General features: G+C 70.3%; 19 protein-coding genes. 15 read left to right on the top strand and 4 right to left on the bottom strand.

The annotated features are described in order from the left end of the window. Positions 1-21: 21 nt before the first annotated feature. The 10 genes from AB0O76_RS28350 (at position 22) to AB0O76_RS28305 (ending at position 10,105) form a co-directional block, all read left to right on the top strand. Entirely contained in the window at positions 22-939 is a 918-nt protein-coding gene (locus tag AB0O76_RS28350; protein ID WP_365496697.1) for a LysR family transcriptional regulator, read from the top strand. A 41-nt stretch (positions 940-980) separates the two neighbouring features. Continuing rightward, positions 981-1,646: a maleylpyruvate isomerase N-terminal domain-containing protein gene (locus AB0O76_RS28345; protein ID WP_365496695.1), complete on the top strand. Its 666-nt coding sequence runs from the start codon at positions 981-983 to the stop codon at positions 1,644-1,646. A 295-nt stretch (positions 1,647-1,941) separates the two neighbouring features. Then, positions 1,942-2,832 carry an RICIN domain-containing protein gene (locus tag AB0O76_RS28340; protein ID WP_365496693.1) on the top strand — a complete coding sequence of 297 codons (891 nt, stop codon included), beginning with the start codon at positions 1,942-1,944 and terminating at the stop codon, positions 2,830-2,832. A 295-nt stretch (positions 2,833-3,127) separates the two neighbouring features. Continuing rightward, positions 3,128-4,060: an L-threonate dehydrogenase gene (ltnD, locus tag AB0O76_RS28335; RefSeq protein ID WP_365496691.1), complete on the top strand. Its 933-nt coding sequence runs from the start codon at positions 3,128-3,130 to the stop codon at positions 4,058-4,060. 3 nt (positions 4,061-4,063) lie between these two features. After that, complete coding sequence (otnK, locus tag AB0O76_RS28330) at positions 4,064-5,362, top strand: 3-oxo-tetronate kinase (RefSeq protein WP_365496689.1); 1,299 nt, start codon at positions 4,064-4,066, stop codon at positions 5,360-5,362. Then, positions 5,359-6,033, top strand: coding sequence for an aldolase (locus AB0O76_RS28325; protein WP_365496687.1), 675 nt, complete (start codon positions 5,359-5,361; stop codon positions 6,031-6,033). The genes otnK and AB0O76_RS28325 overlap by 4 nt, the downstream gene beginning before the upstream one ends. 79 nt (positions 6,034-6,112) lie before the next feature. Beyond that, entirely contained in the window at positions 6,113-7,417 is a 1,305-nt protein-coding gene (locus AB0O76_RS28320) for an MFS transporter (RefSeq protein ID WP_365496685.1), read from the top strand. Positions 7,418-7,467: 50 nt separating this feature from the next. Then, positions 7,468-8,289 (top strand): 2-oxo-tetronate isomerase, encoded by an 822-nt coding sequence (gene otnI, locus AB0O76_RS28315; protein ID WP_365496683.1) that lies wholly within the window; start codon positions 7,468-7,470, stop codon positions 8,287-8,289. Next, the gene (gene denD, locus AB0O76_RS28310) at positions 8,286-9,326 is read left to right on the top strand and encodes a D-erythronate dehydrogenase (protein ID WP_365496681.1); all 1,041 of its coding nucleotides are present in this window, start codon (positions 8,286-8,288) and stop codon (positions 9,324-9,326) included. Before otnI ends, denD begins: the two co-directional genes overlap by 4 nt. Before the next feature lie 17 nt (positions 9,327-9,343). Then, on the top strand, positions 9,344-10,105 hold the full coding sequence (locus AB0O76_RS28305; protein WP_365496679.1) for a FadR/GntR family transcriptional regulator: 762 nt from the start codon (positions 9,344-9,346) through the stop codon (positions 10,103-10,105). 32 nt (positions 10,106-10,137) lie between these two features. On the opposite strand, the gene AB0O76_RS28300 is transcribed toward AB0O76_RS28305, so the two are convergent. Both AB0O76_RS28300 and AB0O76_RS28295 read right to left on the bottom strand, forming a co-directional pair. Continuing rightward, positions 10,138-11,289, bottom strand: coding sequence for a hypothetical protein (locus AB0O76_RS28300; RefSeq protein WP_365496677.1), 1,152 nt, complete (start codon positions 11,287-11,289; stop codon positions 10,138-10,140). A 171-nt stretch (positions 11,290-11,460) separates the two neighbouring features. Further along, positions 11,461-12,462 (bottom strand): NADP-dependent oxidoreductase, encoded by a 1,002-nt coding sequence (locus AB0O76_RS28295; RefSeq protein ID WP_365496675.1) that lies wholly within the window; start codon positions 12,460-12,462, stop codon positions 11,461-11,463. A 69-nt stretch (positions 12,463-12,531) separates the two neighbouring features. Here AB0O76_RS28295 and AB0O76_RS28290 point away from each other — a divergent pair, with 69 nt between their 5' ends. Together AB0O76_RS28290 and AB0O76_RS28285 are read left to right on the top strand one after the other, a co-directional pair. Continuing rightward, complete coding sequence (locus tag AB0O76_RS28290; RefSeq protein WP_365496673.1) at positions 12,532-13,521, top strand: helix-turn-helix domain-containing protein; 990 nt, start codon at positions 12,532-12,534, stop codon at positions 13,519-13,521. A 128-nt stretch (positions 13,522-13,649) separates the two neighbouring features. Next, a complete protein-coding gene (locus AB0O76_RS28285) occupies positions 13,650-14,525 on the top strand; it encodes an alanine racemase (protein ID WP_365496672.1) in 876 nt (291 codons plus the stop codon). Between the two features lie 71 nt (positions 14,526-14,596). On the opposite strand, the gene AB0O76_RS28280 is transcribed toward AB0O76_RS28285, so the two are convergent. Continuing rightward, entirely contained in the window at positions 14,597-15,103 is a 507-nt protein-coding gene (locus AB0O76_RS28280) for a hypothetical protein (RefSeq protein WP_365496741.1), read from the bottom strand. Positions 15,104-15,369: 266 nt separating this feature from the next. On the opposite strand from AB0O76_RS28280, the gene AB0O76_RS28275 reads away from it, so the two are divergent. Then, the gene (locus tag AB0O76_RS28275; RefSeq protein ID WP_365496670.1) at positions 15,370-15,630 is read left to right on the top strand and encodes an EF-hand domain-containing protein; all 261 of its coding nucleotides are present in this window, start codon (positions 15,370-15,372) and stop codon (positions 15,628-15,630) included. 101 nt (positions 15,631-15,731) lie between these two features. Next, entirely contained in the window at positions 15,732-16,193 is a 462-nt protein-coding gene (locus AB0O76_RS28270) for an oxidoreductase (protein ID WP_365496668.1), read from the top strand. A 42-nt stretch (positions 16,194-16,235) separates the two neighbouring features. Here AB0O76_RS28270 and AB0O76_RS28265 read toward each other — a convergent pair whose 3' ends face one another. Next, positions 16,236-17,777 carry a M12 family metallo-peptidase gene (locus AB0O76_RS28265; protein ID WP_365496666.1) on the bottom strand — a complete coding sequence of 514 codons (1,542 nt, stop codon included), beginning with the start codon at positions 17,775-17,777 and terminating at the stop codon, positions 16,236-16,238. A gap of 246 nt (positions 17,778-18,023) precedes the next feature. Between AB0O76_RS28265 and AB0O76_RS28260 the strand changes: the two genes are divergently transcribed. Further along, positions 18,024-18,734, top strand: a complete 711-nt coding sequence (locus AB0O76_RS28260; RefSeq protein WP_365496664.1) for a class I SAM-dependent methyltransferase — start codon at positions 18,024-18,026, stop codon at positions 18,732-18,734. The last annotated feature ends 356 nt before the right edge of the window (positions 18,735-19,090 follow it).

Genomic DNA, 19,090 nt, shown 5'->3' with positions numbered 1-19,090 from the left:
CAAGCTGTAGCTTCACCCTCCATGACCCTCGACGACCTCCGCGTCTTCGCCGCCGTATGCCGCACGGGCAGCCTCAGTGCCGTGGCCCGCGACCTGTCCTGCACACAGTCGGCGGTGAGCCAGCACATCAAGCGACTGGAGCGGGAGACCGGCATCACCCTGCTGGAGCGCCGCCCCCGCGGTGTCACACCCACCGCGGCCGGACACCTCCTGCACACCGCGGTGGCCGGCGGTCTCGGCGACATCGACCACGCCCTGCTACGGCTGCGCGAGCTGGTGCGCGGCGAATCGGGCTCGGTCCGTGTCACCACCGGCGCCACCACCGTGCGCCACTTCATGTCGTCCGCCGTGGTCGCCTTCCGCCACCACTACCCGGACGTCAGCCTGGAGTTCCAGACGGCGCACTCCAGCCGCAGCTGCTTCGAAGCCCTGCTCGCGGGCGGCCTCGACCTGGCCTGGATCACGCTCGGGGAACCCGTGCGCGGCATCGAGCAGCGCCCCGTCGTCGAACTGCCCTGGGTCCTGGCCGTCACCGCCGACGACCCGCTGGCCGCCAAGTCCCGTATCGAGATGGCCGACCTCGCGGACATCCGGCTGATCGGCCTGCCGGAGAACGCCACTTCACGCTCCCGCCTCGACGCCTGGCTGGCCCAGTGCGGCGTCCGGACGACGTCCGACACGAGCGTCGCCGACTGGGACACGGCCATCCTGCTGGCCGAACTCGGCCTCGGCCACGCGGTCGTCCCCGACCTCCCCGGCTGGCACGGCCCCGCCCACCCCGGCCTGCGCCTGATCCCGATCCCCGAACTCCCCACACTGTGGACCGGCTGGGCGGTACGCCGCTGGGACGCGCTGTCCCCACTGGCCAGGGCCTTCGCGGAGACGGTGGAGGAGAACTGCGACGAGACATTCGGGGCCGAGCCCGGCGGTCGCGGGTAGGCCGAGAATTCGGGCGACCCGCCGTTGTTACGATCCGCCGCATGCACAGCGCAGACACGTCAGCTACGTCAGCCACTTCAGACTCCGCCATCGACGCGGACGACGTACGTCAGGTCGTCACTCTGGCCGTCAAGACCCTGAGGAACGCGGATCCCCAGGCCTGGGAGGCCAAGGCGGGCACACTCGACTGGACGTGCTGGGAGACGCTGGAGCATCTCGCCGATGACCTGTTCACCTACGCCGCGCGGTTCGGGCTCGCGGAGCCGCCGACGTCCACGGTGCTGCCGTTCCGGACGAACAGCGACCGGAGCGGTGGGCCCGCGAATGTCTTCTTCGTGCAGCGGGCCTCGGGGCCCGAGGGCCTGTTGAGCGTCGTGGAGGCGTGCGGTGGCCTGTTGACGTCCGTCCTGCGCACCGCGCCCTCCAGCACCGTCGCCTTCCACGTCTTCGGGCCCACAGGCCCAGAAGGCTTTGCCGCCATGGGAGTTGTCGAGACCCTCGTGCATACGCATGACATCGCTCAAGGGCTGAGCCTGGAGTGGTCGCCGCCGAGGGAGTTGTGCACCCGGGTCCTGAAGCGGCTCTTCCCCCACGTCGCCATCGGCGCCGACGCCTGGGAAACCCTGTTGTGGGCGACCGGCCGTGTCGACCTGCCGGATCGGCCACGGCTCACCGAGTGGCGTTGGTACAACACCCGGGGCGCCTGAGCCACCCGTAAGTCCAAGTGCCGGTACGCACCCGTCCATGGGCGGCGCGACTCAGCACCGGCACTCTCCTTGTCGCCACCCCTCCTCCGGAAGGAGCTCTGACGATGGCGACAACCACCCCTGCCCGTAGACAACGGGCACGCGCTCGTACACGAATTACTACTTCCCCTCCGGCACAGGGGGGCTGAACAGCGTCACCTTCCGCACGACCGTCACCAAGGACGCGGGGCCCGCCTCCAACATCTTCTGGAGCCACCAGTTCGGCTTCACCGCCGGCAGCGGCGCCTACACCGGGATGCAGTCCAACGGTCCTGGCCAGACCCGCACTTTCCTCTTCTCGCTGTGGGACGCGACGGAGGCGAAGCCCGGCACCGGCGACAGCTACTGCATCGACTTCGGCGGCGAAGGCGTGGGCAAGAGCTGCCGGTTGAAGACCGACTGGAAGGAGGGGCACACCCTCCTTACGCGGGTGGCGCACGAGGGAGACCGCTGGTTCGGCGTGACGGTCACCAACGAGACCACCGGCGCCTCCTTCAAGCTGGGCAGCATCCGTGCCGGGTCGACGCAGATCTCACCGAACGGCATGGTCGACTGGACCGAGTACTTCGAGTGGAACAACCCGAAGGCCTCCTGCGACGACCAGCCGTACTCCCAGGCGAAGTTCGGCCTGCCGGTGGGCGACGACGGGGCGGTGACCGCGAGCGTCTCCTCGATGCGTACGAGCGCGACCTGCGCCGACTACACCCGGGTCGAGCAGGTGTCCGGCGGCACCCTGCAGACCAATGCCGTCGGCAATTCGGTGCGCGGCCCGATCACCGGCCTCGGCGGCAAGGTCGTCGACGGCTCGCGGAACGTCAGCGGCGACCCGGCCATCGTCTACGGCCCCACCGGCGGCACCAACCAGGCCTGGGTGCTCGGCAAGGACGGCGCCCTGCACCTGATGGGTCAGGGCCTGTGCCTGGACGTCAAGGACGGGGCGCACGCCAACGGCACCCCGGCGATCATGTGGACCTGCAACGGCGGCGCCAACCAGCAGTGGCGCCACGAGAACGGCGCCCTGCGCAATCCCGCCGCCAACCGCTGCCTCGACATCCCCGGCGGCGACACCTCGGACGGCACCCGGCTCGTCATCTGGGACTGCAACGGCGGCTCCCATCAGAAGTGGACGGTGCCGGTCAGGCCGTGAGCGGCTCGGCCCACGAGCTCACCCGGCCCGCAGAGTCGTCGTAGCGTCAAGAGGCTCTGCGGGCGGTCACTTGAGGCCAGATCAGCAGAAGGCGTCCGACGGGGGAATCCCTCCCGTCGGGCGCCTTTCGTGTGCCGCGGCCACCACCTCGCCGCGAGCGGCCGCCGCCCGACTCCAGGCCATGTGACCGGCATCACAGTTCTAGTTTCCCTGTCCGCAGGTCATCATATGACCCGATCGCCGCACGGATTTGAGAGCCGGGCCCGCACCCCGGCACAGCGAGACGAGGATGGGCATGAACGACCAGGACAGGCCGGCACGACCGCGCGTCGGCGTGGTGGGCCTCGGGGCCATGGGGCTCGGCATGGCACGCAGCCTGCGCAACGCGGGCTTCGACGTGGGTGTCCACGATCTGCGACCCGAGGTGGCGGAGGCCTTCGCCGAGGACGGCGGGACCGCCCATGCCTCCGCCGGTGAACTGGCGGCCGCGGTCGACGTCCTGGTCGGTGTCGTGGTCAACGCGGCGCAGGTCGAGTCGGTCCTCTTCGACGCCGATGGCGCGGCCGAGCGGCTGCGTCCGGGCTCCGTCTACGTCATGTGCTCCACGGCCGACCCCAACTGGTCCGCCGCGCTGGAGAAGCGCCTCGCCGAGCGCGGCGTGCTCTACCTGGACGCCCCCATATCGGGTGGCGCCGCACGGGCCGCGAACGGCGAGCTGACCATGATGACGTCGGGCGCCCCCACCGCGTACGCGATCGCCGACCCGGTGCTCGATGCCATGAGCAGCACGGTCTACCGCCTGGGCGACGAGGCCGGAACCGGCTCCAAGGTCAAGATCGTCAACCAGCTTCTCGCGGGCGTGCACATCGCCGCCGCTGCCGAGGCGATGGCCCTGGGCATCAAGGCGGGCGTGCCCGCCGATGCGCTCTACAAGGTCATCACGCACAGCGCGGGCAACTCGTGGATGTTCGAGAACCGCATGGCGCACGTGCTCGCCGGGGACTACACGCCGCTGTCCGCGGTCGACATCTTCGTCAAGGACCTGGGGCTCGTGCTCGACGCAGCCCGGCCGGAGAAGTTCCCGCTGCCGCTGGCCGCCACCGCCCACCAGATGTTCCTCCAGGCGTCCGCCTCCGGTCTCGGCGGCGAGGACGACAGCGCGGTGATCAAGATCTTCCCGGGGATCGAGCTGCCCGAGCAGACCGAGCATGAGCAGGAAGAGGTCTGACCCATGGGAATCCGACTCGGCTGCATCGCCGACGACTTCACCGGCGCCACCGACCTCGCCAACAACCTCGTACGCGCGGGCATGCGCGTGGTCCAGCTGATCGACGTGCCGCAGGACGACACCGAGGGCCCGGTCGACGCGGACGCCGTCGTCATCGCGCTCAAGTCGCGGACCACCCCGGCGCCCGACGCCGTCGAGGCCTCGCTGCGGGCCCTGGACTGGCTGCGGTCCGCGGGCGCGGAGCAGATCTACTTCAAGTACTGCTCGACCTTCGACTCGACGCGGGCCGGCAATATCGGGCCCGTCACCGAGGCCCTCATGGACGCCCTGGACACCGACTTCACGATCGCGACGCCGGCTTTCCCCGACAACGGGCGCACCGTCTTCAAGGGGCATCTCTTCGTCGGCGACGTACTGCTCAGCGAGAGCGGTATGCGGCATCACCCGCTGACGCCGATGACCGACTCCAACCTGGTGTCCGTGCTCGGCGCGCAGACCGCGCGGCCCGTCGGCCTCATCGACCACACCGTGGTCGCCGCCGGTGCCGAGGCGATCCGGGAGCGCGTCGACGAGCTGCGCGAGGAGGGTGTCGGCGCGGCGATCGTCGATGCCGTCTCCCATGACGATCTCGTACGCCTCGGTGCGGCGGTCAAGGAGCTGCCGCTGGTGACCGCCGGTTCGGGGCTTGCGATCGGCCTGCCCGCGAACTGGGGGTTCGAGCCCTCCCCCGCCGCCGCCCAGCTGCCCCCGCCCGGCGGCCACCGGGCCATCGTCTCCGGGTCGGTGTCCGCCGCCACCAACGGTCAGGTCCTGGAGTTCCTGCGCGGCGGCCGCCCCGCGTTCAACGTCGACCCGCTGCGGATCGCGGCGGGCGAGGACGTGGCAGGCCAGGCCCTGGCCTTCGCCGCCTCGCACCTGGCCGACGGGCCGGTCCTCGTGTACTCCACCGAAGCTCCCGACGCGGTCAAGAACGTCCAGGGACGACTCGGCGTCGCCGAGGCCGGTGAGCTCGTCGAGCAGACCCTGGCCCGCGTCGCCCGGGGCCTCGTGGATCTCGGTGTCCGTCAGCTCGTCGTCGCCGGCGGCGAGACCTCGGGCGCCGTCGTCCAGGCGCTGGGGCTCACGGGCCTGCGCATCGGGCCGCAGATCGACCCCGGCGTGCCGTGGTGCGCGGCGGACCTGCCGGACAGGGAGACGCTCCACATCACGCTGAAGTCCGGCAACTTCGGCGGCCCCGGCTTCTTCACCGCGTCCTTCGCCCACCTGGACCAGGACGCCCGCCTCGACGGGGAGACCGCATGAGCCGGCTCCCCTGCCCCGCTGTGGACGAGGCCCGCGCCGAGATCGTCCGGGTGGGCACCAGCCTGTTCGCCCGTGGGTACGTCCATGCCAGCGCCGGCAACATCAGCGCGAAGGCCGGCGACTCCCACCTGATCACGCCCACCGACGCCGCCCTCGGCTTCCTCGACCCCGAGCGTCTCGCCCTGGTCGACGCCGCGGGCGAGCAGAGCGCGGGCGACCGCGCCAGCAAGACCCTCGCCCTGCACCGGCGCATCTGTGCCGCCGACCCCACGGCACGGTTCGTCATCCACACCCACTCCACGCATCTCGTCGCGCTCACCCTGGCCGGCGTGTGGAGTCAGGACGACGTGCTTCCGCCCCTCACGCCGTACTACGTCATGAAGGTCGGGCACGTCCCGCTCATCCCCTACCACCGGCCCGGCGATCCCCGCGTGGCCGACCTGGTGGCCGGCCACATCGCTGATCGCGCCGCGCGGCGCACACCGATCAGGGCCGTACTGCTCGACCGTCTGGGCCCCGTGGTCTGGGGCCCCGACGCCGCATCCGCTCTCGCCGTGCTCGAAGAACTCGAGGAAACGGCACGCCTCTGGCTCCTGACCGACCGTCGCCCCGAGCCGCTCCCCGTCCCCGCTCTCGACGAACTCAAGGCCGCGTTCAGCGCCCCTTGGTGATCGCCTTCTTGGTGATCGCCCTATTGGTGATCGCGCACCGCCCGTCGGAGAATCCCCTGAGCCGCAGTAAGGATTCCGCATGTCCACGTCCACCGCGACGGCCGAGGCCCCCGACCTCGCCCGCGAGAACACCGTATTCCGCAAGGTCGTTCTCCGTATCGTCCCCTTCTTGATCCTCTGCTACGTCTTCTCCTACCTCGACCGCGTCAACGTCGGCTTCGCGAAGCTGCAGATGTCCGACGACCTGGGCCTGAGCGAGGCGGCGTACGGCCTCGGCGCCGGTCTGTTCTTCATCGGCTACTTCCTCTTCGAGGTCCCCTCGAACCTGATGCTGCAGCGCGTCGGAGCCCGCACGTGGATCGCCCGGATCATGATCACCTGGGGTCTGGTCTCGGCCGCGTTCTCGCTCGTCACCAACGAGACGATGTTCTACGTGCTCCGATTCCTGCTCGGAGCCGCCGAGGCCGGGTTCTACCCGGGTGTGATCCTCTACTGCACCTACTGGTTCCCGTCCCACCGCAGGGCCCGTGTGATCGCGATGTTCATGTCGGCGATCCCCGTGGCCGGCATCTTCGGCAACCCGCTCTCCGGCTGGATCATGGACCGCTTCCACGGGGTCAACGGCTGGCAGGGATGGCAGTGGATGTTCCTGCTCGAGGCAATACCCGCGCTCCTCATCGGTGTCGCCACGATGTTCTGCCTCGACAACAACGTGCGCAGCGCCAAGTGGCTCTCCGACGAGGAGAAGGACATCGTCGAGGCGGCGATCGCCAAGGACACCGCGCACCAGAAGCACAGCCGGGTCTGGGACGGATTCCGTGACCCCAAGGTGTGGCTGATGTGCCTCATCTACTTCTGCTTCGTGATGGGCCAGTACGCGCTGACCTTCTGGATGCCCACCTTCGTCAAGTCGACCGGCATCGACGACAACTTCACCATCGGCGTGCTCAGCGCCGTGCCGTTCCTGGCCGCGCTGATCGCAATGAACCTCTTCGGGCGCTCCGCGGACAGGCGCCGCGAGCGCCGCTGGCACCTGGTCATACCCAGCCTCATGGGCGCCGTCGGCTTCTCCCTCGCCGCAGGGTGGAGCGGATCCACCGTGCTGTCCCTGATCGCCCTGTCCTTCGCCGCGGCCGGCGTACTGACCTGTGCCCCGCTGTTCTGGTCGCTGCCCACCGCGTTCCTCGGCGGCACCGCCGCGGCGGCCGGGCTCGCCCTGATCAACTCGGTGGGCAACCTGGCCGGCTTCGTCAGCCCGTACATGATCGGCGGGCTCAAGGACGCCACAGGCTCGACTTCCATCCCGATGTACGTCCTGGCCCTCAGCCTGGTCATCGGCGCCGCCGCAGTGCTCACCACCAAGAAGGACGTCGTCAACCGATGACCGGGACCGGCCCCGGCCGCCCTGGCCCCGGCCCGACCACAGGAGCAAACATGCCGAGGTTCGCCGCGAACCTGTCCATGATGTACACCGAGCACGACTTCCTCGACCGCTTCGCCGCGGCGTCGGCGGACGGCTTCGACGCCGTCGAGTACCTCTTCCCGTACGACCACGAGCCCGCCGAGCTGCGCCGCCGACTCGACGACCACGGCCTGCGGCAGGTGCTGTTCAACGCGCCCCCCGGCGACTGGGAGTCCGGGGAGCGGGGCATCGCCTCGCTGCCGGGACGCGAGGCCGAGTTCCGCTCCGGCATCGACCGGGCGCTCGAATACGCCGACGCGCTCGGCTGCGGCCAGGTGCACGTGATGGCCGGTCTCCGGCCGGCGGACGCGCCGCCCGCGCAGCTCGCCGAGCACCGCGCCACGTACCTGGCCGACCTGGCCTGGGCGGCGCAGCGGGCCGCCGCCGTGGATGTCGACGTACTGATCGAGCCGATCAACGGCCGTGACATGCCGGGCTACTTCCTGCACCGGCAGGCCGAGGCACACGCGATCGTGCAGGAGGTCGGCGCCCCGAACCTCAAGGTGCAGCTCGACCTGTACCACTGCCAGATCGTCGAGGGCGACCTCACCACCACGCTGCGCCGGGACCTTCCCACCGGCCGCGTCGCCCATCTGCAGATCGCGGGCGTGCCCGACCGCCACGAGCCCGACCAGGGCGAACTCGACATCCGGTATCTGTTCGACGTCGTCGACGAGCTGGGCTTCGAGGGGTGGATCGGCTGCGAATACCGCCCCCGCGCCGGTACGAGCGAGGGGCTCGGCTGGCTCAAGAACTACGGCCGGCTCAAGAACAACCGAGGAGAACGCGCATGAGGATCGTCATCACCGGTGGCTTCGGCTTCCTGGGGCAGCAGGTCGCCGAGGCGTTGCTGAAGCGGCGGACCCTGTGCGGTGCGCCCGTGGACCGCCTGGTGCTCGCCGACCGGTTCGTGCCTGCCGGGTCACCCCTGGCCGCCGACCCCCTGGTGGACGTCGTACAGGGCGACCTGCGCGAGCGCCTCGACGAGATCTTCGCGCATCCGGTGGACGCCCTGATCCACCTGGCCTCCGCGGTCTCGGCCGAGTGCGAGACCGACTTCGACCTCGGCATGAGCGCCAACCTGGACACCACCCGCGCCCTGCTCGACGCCGCCCGCGCACAGTCGGCGGCCGGCGGGCCGACGCCCCGGGTGGTGTTCTCCAGCAGCGTCGCGGTTTACGGCTCCGACCCCGCGCTGCCGCTGCCGCCCGTGGTCGGCGAATCGACGCTGCCCACACCGCAGTCGAGCTACGGAACGCAGAAGCGCGTCTGCGAGATGCTGGTCGCCGAGTACACCCGCAGGGGCTTCCTCGACGGACGTGTGGCGCGCCTGATGACGGTCTCGGTGCGGCCGGGCAAGCCGAACGCGGCCGCCTCCGGCTTCCTCTCGGGCATCATCCGCGAACCCCTCTCCGGCCTCCCCGCGACCTGCCCGGTCGGCCCCGAACTGCGGGTCGCCCTGGCCTCACCGCGGCGCACCGTCGACGGCATCCTCCGCATCGCCGAGGCCGAGCGGGGCAGCGGCCCCGGGCAGCTCGACGGCGGGCTTCCGGTCAACCTGCCCGCGCTCACGGTCACGGTCGCCGAGATGCTCGCCACGCTGCGCCGGGTGGCCGGTGACGCCGTCGCCGATCTGGTGACGGTGACACCCGACCCTGCCGTCGAGGCCATCGTCGGCTCGTGGCCCGCCGCCTTCGACAACACGCGTGCCTCGGCGCTCGGCCTCAAGCCCGACGAGAACTTCGAGTCGGTCGTACGGGCGTACGCCGAGGACCACCCCGACGCGGTGGCGGCAGGTTCGCTGCCCGCGCCAGGGGCGATCGGGGCCTGACGGATAGACTGACGAGCATGTTCTCCAAGGTGAGTGGTCCCGTACGGCTCGCGGACAGGGTCGCCGCGATCCTCGCGGAGGAGATCGAGTCCGGCCGCCTTGGCGAGGGCGACAAGCTGCCGACCGAGGTCGAGTTGGTCAAGCAGCTCGGCGTCAGCCGCACCGTGATCCGCGAGGCCGTTTCGCGGCTGCGGAACGCGGGCCTGGTCGAACCGCGCCAGGGCCGGGGCGTGTTCGTCATGCCCCGGCGCACCCGGCCGCTCGACCTCGAGGCGGAGACCGAGGCCGGTGACTCCGGCACCAAGGCCAAGGTGCTGCAGATCGTGGAGGTCCGCCGCGCCATGGAGGGCGAGGCAGCCTCGCTCGCCGCCACCCGTGCAACGCCGCAGGACGTCGAGCGGATGCGGCAGTCCCTGACCGCGATCGACGAGGCGGTCGCGGCGGGCGGCGACGGCGTGGACGAGGACCTGGCGTTCCACCAGTCGATCGCCGAGTCGACCGGCAACGCGGTGATGGTCTCGACCGTGCGGTACCTCGGAGAGGTGCTGCGCAGCGGCATCCGCGTCACACGGGCCAACGAGGCGCGGCGGGACGACTTCATCGAGGCGGTCCGGGTCGAGCACCACGCGATCCTGGCGGCCGTCGAGTCCGGCGACGCGCGGGCGGCGCGCACCGCCGTGCGCCGTCACCTGAAGCACGCCGCGTCCCGTCTCCAGGACGCGGACGACGGCTTCTGGACGGAGGCGGACGATCTCGAGGTGGATCTGGACGCGCCGTGACGGTCGCGCCCCATCCCCCTCGGCGTCGCGCCCTACTTGCTCGAACCCCGGAAGCGCCCGAACGCCTTCGTGAGGGAGCTCAGCGGTGAGCCGTCCGCCTTGGCGAGGCCCGGTGCGAGCGGCCTGGGTACTCCGTCGCCACCGGTCACCTCGGCCAGCGCGGCGTGCGCCGTCTCGGCCGCCTCCTGGTACAGGTCACGGGATTTCGTCATGGCATCGAGCTCTTCGGCGTACCTGGTGACCATGGACTGGGCGTGGACCAGCTCCTCTTCCGGGGTGAGCAGATGCCAGCCCTGGCGCAGCCGCGTCAGGGCCTGCTCGGCCTCGGCGGGCAGCGGCCGCGGCAGCACGGCGAACTCCTTGATCCTGTCGAGGAGTTCGGTCGGTTCCGAGCCGTCGAGGAAGACGCTGCGCACCGTGAAACGCTCCGCGTCGTAATCCGGTCCGTGCGGTGCCGCGGGCAGGACGACGGCGCCGCCGCGCGGCATCCGCACGCTCAGCTCCCGCTTCATCGCGAAGTCGGCGATCTGCGCCTGCTCCGGCGTGCCCCGGTGCTCGACCACCCGGTGCCGCAGGCTCGGCGGCAGGAACTCCGCGATCGGCCGCTGCCCCTTCGCGTCCGGCGTCATCGCCTCGTGCACCACGATGTGGATGTACCAGCTCTGCCGCGTGCAGTCCCGCAGCCGACGGCGCAGCTCGTCGTCGTCCTTCGGCAGGTGGTTCGTCGTCCGCAGCCGCAGGCCCGGCACCGTGTCGTGGTCCCAGGCGACCTGGTCGCTGTCGGGCCAGAACATGGTGGCGGGCGAGGGCCAGCGCGCGTCCCACGCCCGCTCCGCCTCGGCGGCGATGACCCAGGTGACGCCCTCGCCGTCCTTGCGCCGGGCCTCGGGGTCGTACGTGGTCAGCTGTGCGCGCACCGTGACGTCGTCGGCCACGCGCCAGCGGGCCTCGAAGAGGCGGCGGGCCGACGGGCCGGGGTCGGCGGACTCGTCCCGCGGGTGCAGGACCGTGGAGCGGGCCGCCTCGACGGGGTCGAGGTCCAGGAAGTCGTCGAGCACCCCGGCCGCCTTGAGGGCGATCAGGTTGCGCCGGACGTCCTGCTCGGGCTCGGGCCCGAGGTGGCGCCCGCGCCCCAGCCACGCGGTGTCGGGGGCGGTGGTCGAAGAGTTGCTGTTCTTGGCCATGGAGTCGTTCTGTGGGTGATCGGGGCCCGACCAGTATGGCCCGTGGACCTGAGGATCCAAGCGGTACCCCGTCCACGACTTCAACTCGTTCGCCAGGAAGGGGGCGCAGGCGCGCGCCTGCGCCCCTCCCGTCGTCACCGCATGAACCACTCAGAACGTGCTCGGGTGCGCCTACGCGCGGACCGTGAGCACCAGCTTCCCCGTGACGCGGCCCGTCTCGCCCTCTTCGTGGGCCTTGGCCGCATCGGCGAGCGGATACGTGCCCGAGACGTGGCCCCGCAGCTGCCCGGACTCGACGAGGGCCACGATCGCCGCCATGCCCGCCTGGTCGTGCTCCACCAGCATGTCCGTGGCCCGCACGCCGAGCTCGCCGGCGCGCTCGATCACGTCGCCGAAGTTGCCCGGCAGGATCGACACCAGGATGCCGCCCGGTCGCAGCACCTCCAGGGAGCGCAGCCGGTCCTCGCCGCCCAGCGGGTCGAGGACCACGTCGATGTCGCGGGCCTCCTTCACGAAGTCGGCGGTGCGGTAGTCGATGACCTCGTCCGCGCCCAGGCCGCGTACGAATTCGTGCTTGGCGGCGGAAGCCGTGCCGATGACGTACGCGCCGCGCGCCTTGGCGATCTGCACCGCGACATGGCCCACGCCACCGGCCGCCGCATGCACCAAGACCCGCTGCCCCGCCTCCACATGGGCGTTGTCGACGAGGGCCTGCCAGGCGGTCAGCGCGACCAGCGGCAGCGCGCCCGCCTCGACGTGGCTCAGCCCTGCGGGCTTAGGCACGAAAGCCCGGGTGGGTCCGGTCACGTACTCGGCGTGCGAACCGGCCCCGTAGGGGTACGGCAGCATGCCGAACACCTCGTCACCCGGCTTGAACAGCGAGACGCCCATGCCGACCGCCTCGACGACGCCCGACACGTCCCAGCCGAGCGTGAACGGCGGCTCGCCCAGGAAGTAGCCGAACCTGCGGTGCTTCCAGTCGGTCGGGTTCACGCCCGCCGCGTGCACGGCGACGAGGATCTGGCCGACACCGGGCTTCGGGCGCGCGATGTCGATCTCCTTCAGTACGCCGGGGTCGCCGAGGACGTCCTGACTGATGGCCTTCATGGTCGGCTCGGTGGGCTGGGTCGGCCGGGTCTGCTCTGCCTGCTGAGAAGCGGTGTTCTGAGTCATGGATCCAGCCTGCGGCAAGGGCCTGACCTGGACAATGGCAAGATAGCCATTAAGCGATAGGATCGTGCCATGGCTTCGATGGAATTCCTCGCCGCGCGCCCGCACCGCGTGGCCGTCCTCGCGCTGGACGGCGTCTACCCCTTTGAGCTGGGCATCCCGAACCGTGTCTTCCCGCTGGTCCCCGGGGCGTACGAGGTGGTGACCTGCGCGGCGACGGACGACCGCACCCTGGCCACCAACGCCGACTTCAGCATCACCGTCGAGCACGGCCCCGAGGCGCTGGAGACCGCGGACACGGTGGTCGTACCGCCCTTCGACCTGCGGCACATCACCGCCGAGCTGTCGGAGCCGGTCCGCGAGGCGCTCGCCCGGATCCGGCCGGGCACCCGGTTGGTGTCCATCTGCACGGGGGCGTTCACGCTCGCCGCGGCCGGCCTGCTCGACGGGCGGCCCGCGACGACGCACTGGTCGCTCGCGGATCTCTTCCGGCGGATGTTCCCCCAGGTCGACCTGGATCCGGACGTGCTGTTCGTCGACGACGGCGACGTGCTCACTTCGGCGGGCGCCGCGTCCGGCATCGACGTGTGCCTGCACATGGTCCGCTCCGACCACGGCAGCGCGGTCGCCAACCGGGTCGCCCGGCACTGTGTCGTACCGCCCTGGCGGGAGGGCGGCCAGGCCCAGTACATCGAGCAGCCGGTGCCGGACGAGGGAGCCAACGGCACTGCCGCGACCCGCGCCTGGGCCCTCGAACACCTCGACCGGCCGCTCGCCCTGCGGGAGTTGGCCGCGCACGCCCGGATGAGCCCGCGCACCTTCGCGCGCCGTTTCCAGGAGGAGACGGGCACGAGTCCCGGCCGGTGGCTGATCCAGCAGCGGGTGCACCGGGCCCGCCACCTCCTGGAGTCCAGCGATCTCGCCGTCGACCGGATCGCGGCAGAGGTCGGCTTCGCCACCGGAACGTCGCTGCGACAGCACTTGCAGGCGGCCATCGGGGTGTCACCGCAGGCGTACCGCAAGACGTTCCAGGCGGGGGCGGCGGCCGTCGGCGGTGGCTAGACATCTCGGGGGAATCGCAGCGTGTTTTCGACGTGCTGAGCCGCGCCCGGCTTGGGACGACGGCCCTGCAGTCCCGTCCGGGGGCCTGCCATGATCATCTCGACGTGTTCCATGGTGGGAGGCAAGAGATGGCGATATCACTGCCCGGCGGACTGGCCACGCCCGCGCTCATGATCGACCCGGACGTTCTGGACAGAAACATCTCGCGGATGGCGGAGGCTTCGCGATCCCAAGGGTTCGCTCTGCGTCCGCACGCCAAGAGCCACAAGTGCGCGCAGATCGCCGACCGCCAGCTTCGGGCGGGCGCTCGCGGCCTTTCGGTGGCCACGATCAGTGAGGCCGAGGCATTCGCCCGCAGCGGCGTGGACGACCTGTTCATCGCCTACCCCGTGTGGCTCGACGCCGAAAAGGCGCAGCGGCTGCGGCGGCTGGCGGACGCCGTGCGGGGCAGCGCCCGGCCGGTCGAGGTGCTCATCGAGGTCGACAGCGGCAGCCACCGGACCGGAGTGCTGCCGCACGCCGCTGACGAGGTGGGGAAGGCGGCAGTCGACGCGGGACTGAACATTGTCGGCGTTTTCACCTTCCCGGGACACGGTTACGGCCACGACGCGCAGGCACGCGTGCGCGCCGCACGGGACGAGGAGCACGCCCTCGGCGAGGCCGCGCAGGCACTGCGCGACCTCGGGCTCGACGTCCAGGTGGTCAGCGGCGGGTCGACTCCGACGGTGGGCCAGTGGCGGCCGGGCGCGGTCAACGAGCTGCGGCCAGGTGTCTACGTCTTCAACGACGCCACCCAACTGGCCATCGGCACCTGCGGGGTGGAGGACCTGGCGTTGGCCGCCGCGGCCACGGTGAACAGCGTCCCCGCCCCCGACCGGTCGCCCTGGGTGACGGGCCACGGCTACCTGCCCCGCTTCCCGCAGGGAACGATCACCGGGCTGTGGGAGCACCACGCCGTTGTGCGCCTGCCGATGAGCTGCTGGTCGTCCGGGACGGCGAGGTGATCGACCGCTGGCGGGTGTCGGCGCGGGGTGCCCATACCTGAGCACCACCCCTGTCCGGTCGCCGGGCAGGCTCAGTCCGACACGACGTACAGGATTGCCGTGCCGTCTTCCCCGATCGCCGCCTGGATCACGACGGCGCCGGGCTGAGCACTCGGCCGGGCGTCGCCCAGTCCCCCGCACGAGTTGCTGCTGCCGCTGCTCCGAAGAACAGTGATGCAGCCCTGCCCCGGACCGCTCGCACCGCCTTTGGACCGACCACTGTCGGACTTCACCGAGTACGCGACCTTGTTCGGACCGACTTCGGTCACGGAGAGCGTCGTCCGACCGGCCGGGCCCTTGAAACGGACCACCACGGGGTCGGACACCGCAACCTCACAGTTGCCGTCCGCGCAGGCTTCGATGTCACGGCCGTCCGCCGCTGATGGCGAGGGTGTCGCCGAAGCCGTGGGTTCGGCGGACGAGTTCCCCGAAGACTCCGCGGGACGGGATGTCGCCGAGGAGTCACGGCGCGCGGACGGCCGATCGTCCTGGCCGGAACCGCCGCAGCCGATCACGGTCAGTGCAGCCAAGGCCGCCACCGCCATGCCCGCTCCCGGCCGACGCGTACGCACCCGTCGCGCCCTGCGCGCTGCCCGCGTCGATGCAGTCGCGGCCATGGTGCTCCCCCGTGTCCTGCCCCGCGTCGGTTCGGCTTACGTCGCTTCTGCTTGCGTCGGGCCGCTTTCGCCGACCAGCCTTCCCCTCCACCTGTGTTCCCAGTCCCCGCTTTGTCGGGAACTCAGCCGATGGGGAAACCTCCAGTGTCCTGCCGGTCAACGGCCGTTCTGCCAGGCCGCGTTCGCAGGTGGAGTGCACCCGCCGGGCTCTCGTCCGGCAGCACGGGCAGCTGACCGAGGAGGCGTTCGTCGGCGCGCTGATGCTCGCCCGGCAGCGGGGAGAGATCGCCGATCTGGTGCGGCCCTCGGTCAGGGTCCGTGTCGCCCTCGTGGACAGGGACGGGGACGGACAGCTGACGGTCGAGGAGTGGCAGCGGGCCGTCGAGGATTTCTACACCTCCGCGGAAACGGCCGGGCCGGGATCTCTGATCACGGGCATGAAGGGCTGACCTCAGGGAGCCCTGCGTGCTTCCGTGCGCGCCTGCATGCGCCGCTGCGGTGCTCCGGATCCTGCCGAGGATGGTGGCAAGTCTCGAGACCAGGAGGCGCCATGGCAGACACATCGGGGGCATTCGCTCCGGAGATCAGGCACGGTCTGTACGAACTGGCGGGCGGGCGCGAGGGTTTCTACCGGCTGGTCGCGGCGATGCACGAGCGCATCATCCGTGACGACATCCTCGGGCCTCTCTTCGCTGACGCCGATCATCTGGTGCCGGTGACCGAGTTCTTCGTCGGCGCCTTCGGAGGCGAGGGCGATCCCGCGGGTCTGGGGGCGCTGTGCGCCGCGCACCACGGACGGGAACTGACCGAAGTCCAGCGCCGACGGTACGTACAGCAGATGATGGCCAGCGCCGATGACAGCGGGTTTCCCGACGCCCCCGAGGTACGGGCCGTCTTCGCCGCATGGCTGGAGTGGGGCACCCGGACCGCGCTCCTGGCCGCCCGGGGCGAGCCGGCGCCGCAGCCACCCGGCTGGCTCCTTGCGGCGCTCGACAAACCGTCGCGCCCCTGACCGAGCGCTCGGCATGGCGCATGCAAGTTCTCAAGCAGTCACTCAGTCGCGGGTGAAGACCGCGCTGACGGTGTAAGGGCGGTTCATCGTCACGGTCACGTGGTCGTCTGTGATGTCGTGGCGCACGCCGTTGGCAATCCACGCGGCCACGCGGTAGCCCTCTGCGGGCTTGGCGGTGATGGCGACGGTGGTGCCCGGAGCGTAGGGGCCGTACACGGCGGGGCGGATCGTGCCGTGCGCACTCGGCTCAAGGGTGAGGGCGTGGCGGGGACGGCGCATCGTCAGGGTGCGGTAGTCGGCGACGACGGGGGTGGTCAGGCGGGCCAGGGCCGCATTGTTGTTGGAGGCATCGCCCAAGGGCTGGCCGTCGACGGTGTTCTCGGTGTTGGAGTACTGGTTGACCGGCCTGCACGGCCCGCCGCACGAAACCGCATAGGCCATCAGCGTGTGGTAGTCACGGCGCGGGGTGATCCAGCCGGTGCCGTAGGGGCGGTTGAGCATCTGCTCGTATCTGCCGGGGGCCTGTTGGTCGAGGGTGGCGCGGTCGTGGAACAGGCCCAGGTTGTGGCCGATTTCGTGACCGAGGTTGTACCAATCGACCAACGACTGGACGTCGACGACGGAATAGGCCAGCTCACTGTGCAATACGCCGCCTGTGGGCAGGCTGCCCTGCCCGGAGGAGCCGACGAGGACGTTGTTGACGACAGTGACCAGATCGACGCCCAGCTGCTCGCGAAAGCCATGTGCCTTCGCGCCCAGCTGCGGGTCCTCGGAGTCGGAGAGCTTGTCGAGCATGACGGCGGCCGTCTGCTCACCCTGGTAGCCGGTGTTGTAGCTTGCGACGATGTCGATGCTGGCCGCGACGTTGCTGTCGGCCAAGGCTTGGTTCATGTACGACTCCGCGAGCCGCAGACGTGCCAGCATCGCCTGCTGACCACCGACGCGCCGCACGGCGGGCGGGGTGTATCCGGCCAGAACGTCGATCACCGCCGGATTGGCCGGGGACACCGGGGCACGCCCACGAAGCGAGTCGTGCAACTTGCGGACAGTGGAGGCGTCCAGATGGGCGTTGTCGGGTTCCGGACGGCGCCGGGTGTTCGGATCCTCCTCGGTGATCCGCAACCGCGGCGGCTGCCCCGGCAGGGTCGTGATGTGGTAGGCCCGCGTCTGCAGATCGATCAGGGCATCGACGGTCGGCGGCCGTCCCGTGGTGGGAGGGCATACGTGACTCGCGGAGATCACCGCGCCCGCCTCTGGTTCGTCCTTCACATGTCCGGTCCAGGTCACCGTGTTCTCTTCCCGCTCACGGCCGTCCTGCACGATGGTGATCTTCACCCCGGGGAAGAACTCAAGCGTGTGCTCCTTCGCCTTGCCGAATCCGTCGGCTGCGCACAGCCACGCATAGTCACCGACGTTCACATCGACGATCCGCTCGCGCAACACTCCCCGCTCTCCCGTCGACGGGGCCGGGTTGAAAGGACCGGCATCGGCAGCGGCTACCGAAGCGGCCAAGGACAGCGCCGCACCACAGATCGCGGCGAGCCGCAGGCCGCCGTGGCACCACACGGTTCTGGTGAGAGTCATGCCGCTACCCGTTCCACCACACACCTCCGCGCCACGCCACCGCATGCCTCGCATCACCCATGTGCCACTGCGCTGTAGACGAGGTGGATCATGAGTTCGGTGCGGTGTGGGTGGGCTTCGTGGTCGGCGGGCGAGTCTGCGGTGGTGCATGAGCCATCAGCGGGACACGCCGAGGCCCGGTACCGGCGTGCCCGCGTCGCTCCTGTCCCCTACCGACGAGGTGCTGCTCCGGCTACGGTGCCGCAGGTGGCCAATTCGTACGCTGGGCTCGCAGACCACTACGACCTCATCATGACCTCGGGGTACTACGACTACGACGCTTACGCAGAGGATCTACTGAGCCGCATCGGCGAGCACACGGACCTCCTGGAACTCGGCGTCGGCACGGGGCTGGTGTGCGAACGGTTGCTGGAGCGCGAGCCGCCCGGACTGCAGATCACGGGCATCGACCACACCGAGAGCATGCTGGCCCGGGCGCGGATCAGGCTCGGCGGCCGAGTGCGGCTCATCGAGCAGGACATCGTGGACGCAGCGCCGCCGCACGGTTTCGACGTCGCCTACTCCGTCGGCGGCATTTGGTATTGCGTTCACGATCAGGGCCGCACCTGGCTGGGCAGCCACCTCGTCGACGAGGCCGAGAACGTCAAGGGCCTGGAGAACCTCGCCGCCGCCCTCCGCCCCGGAGGCGTCCTACTCCTGGCCGTCCAGGAAGCTCACCGGTCTTACCGGCGACCACTGCCCGACGGGCTGGTGTACGCCCAGGATGTCCATCCCGACGGAGACGGCCGCTTCACCAAGGACTACCTCGTCATGCGGGAGAACACCGTGGTGGCGCGCCAACGCCTTGGCTATCGCCTCTACCCCGAGAAACAGGCCGACCAGCTCCTGGAAGCGTGCGGGTTCAGGCTCAAACCCGACGGCGCCAGCGGGCTGTTCCGCCCGTACCTGCGTGTGTAGCGAGAAAAACTGCTCACGTGCACTCCGTTGCTGAGGGAACGCTGTCCGGCGATGCGGCCGCTGCCATCGTCCTGGCCTGCGCATTCGCCGCAGTTACCAGTGCACGCCAGGGGCTACCGACAGCAGCGCGGTGCATCAGGTAGGCGTGTTCCAGGTCCTACTTAGAGGGGGTCTCACGTGGCAAGTTTCGCGGGCTTCTTGTAGCAGGTCAGGGCGGCGGCCAGGCCGAGGAGCCGAGGAAGGCGAGGAAGCGCGAGCCCTTTCGTTCGTATCGGACGGTGAGGCGGCGGTAGCCGAAGAGTCAAGCGATCGACCGTTCGATCTTCCAGCGGTGCCGACCGAGGTGTTCGCCGGAC

The organism is Streptomyces sp. NPDC086554 (assembly GCF_040686095.1).
GTDB lineage: Bacteria > Actinomycetota > Actinomycetes > Streptomycetales > Streptomycetaceae > Streptomyces.
The sequence above is the reverse complement of the archived record's forward strand: the minus strand, read 5'-3'. Positions and strand labels throughout refer to the sequence as shown.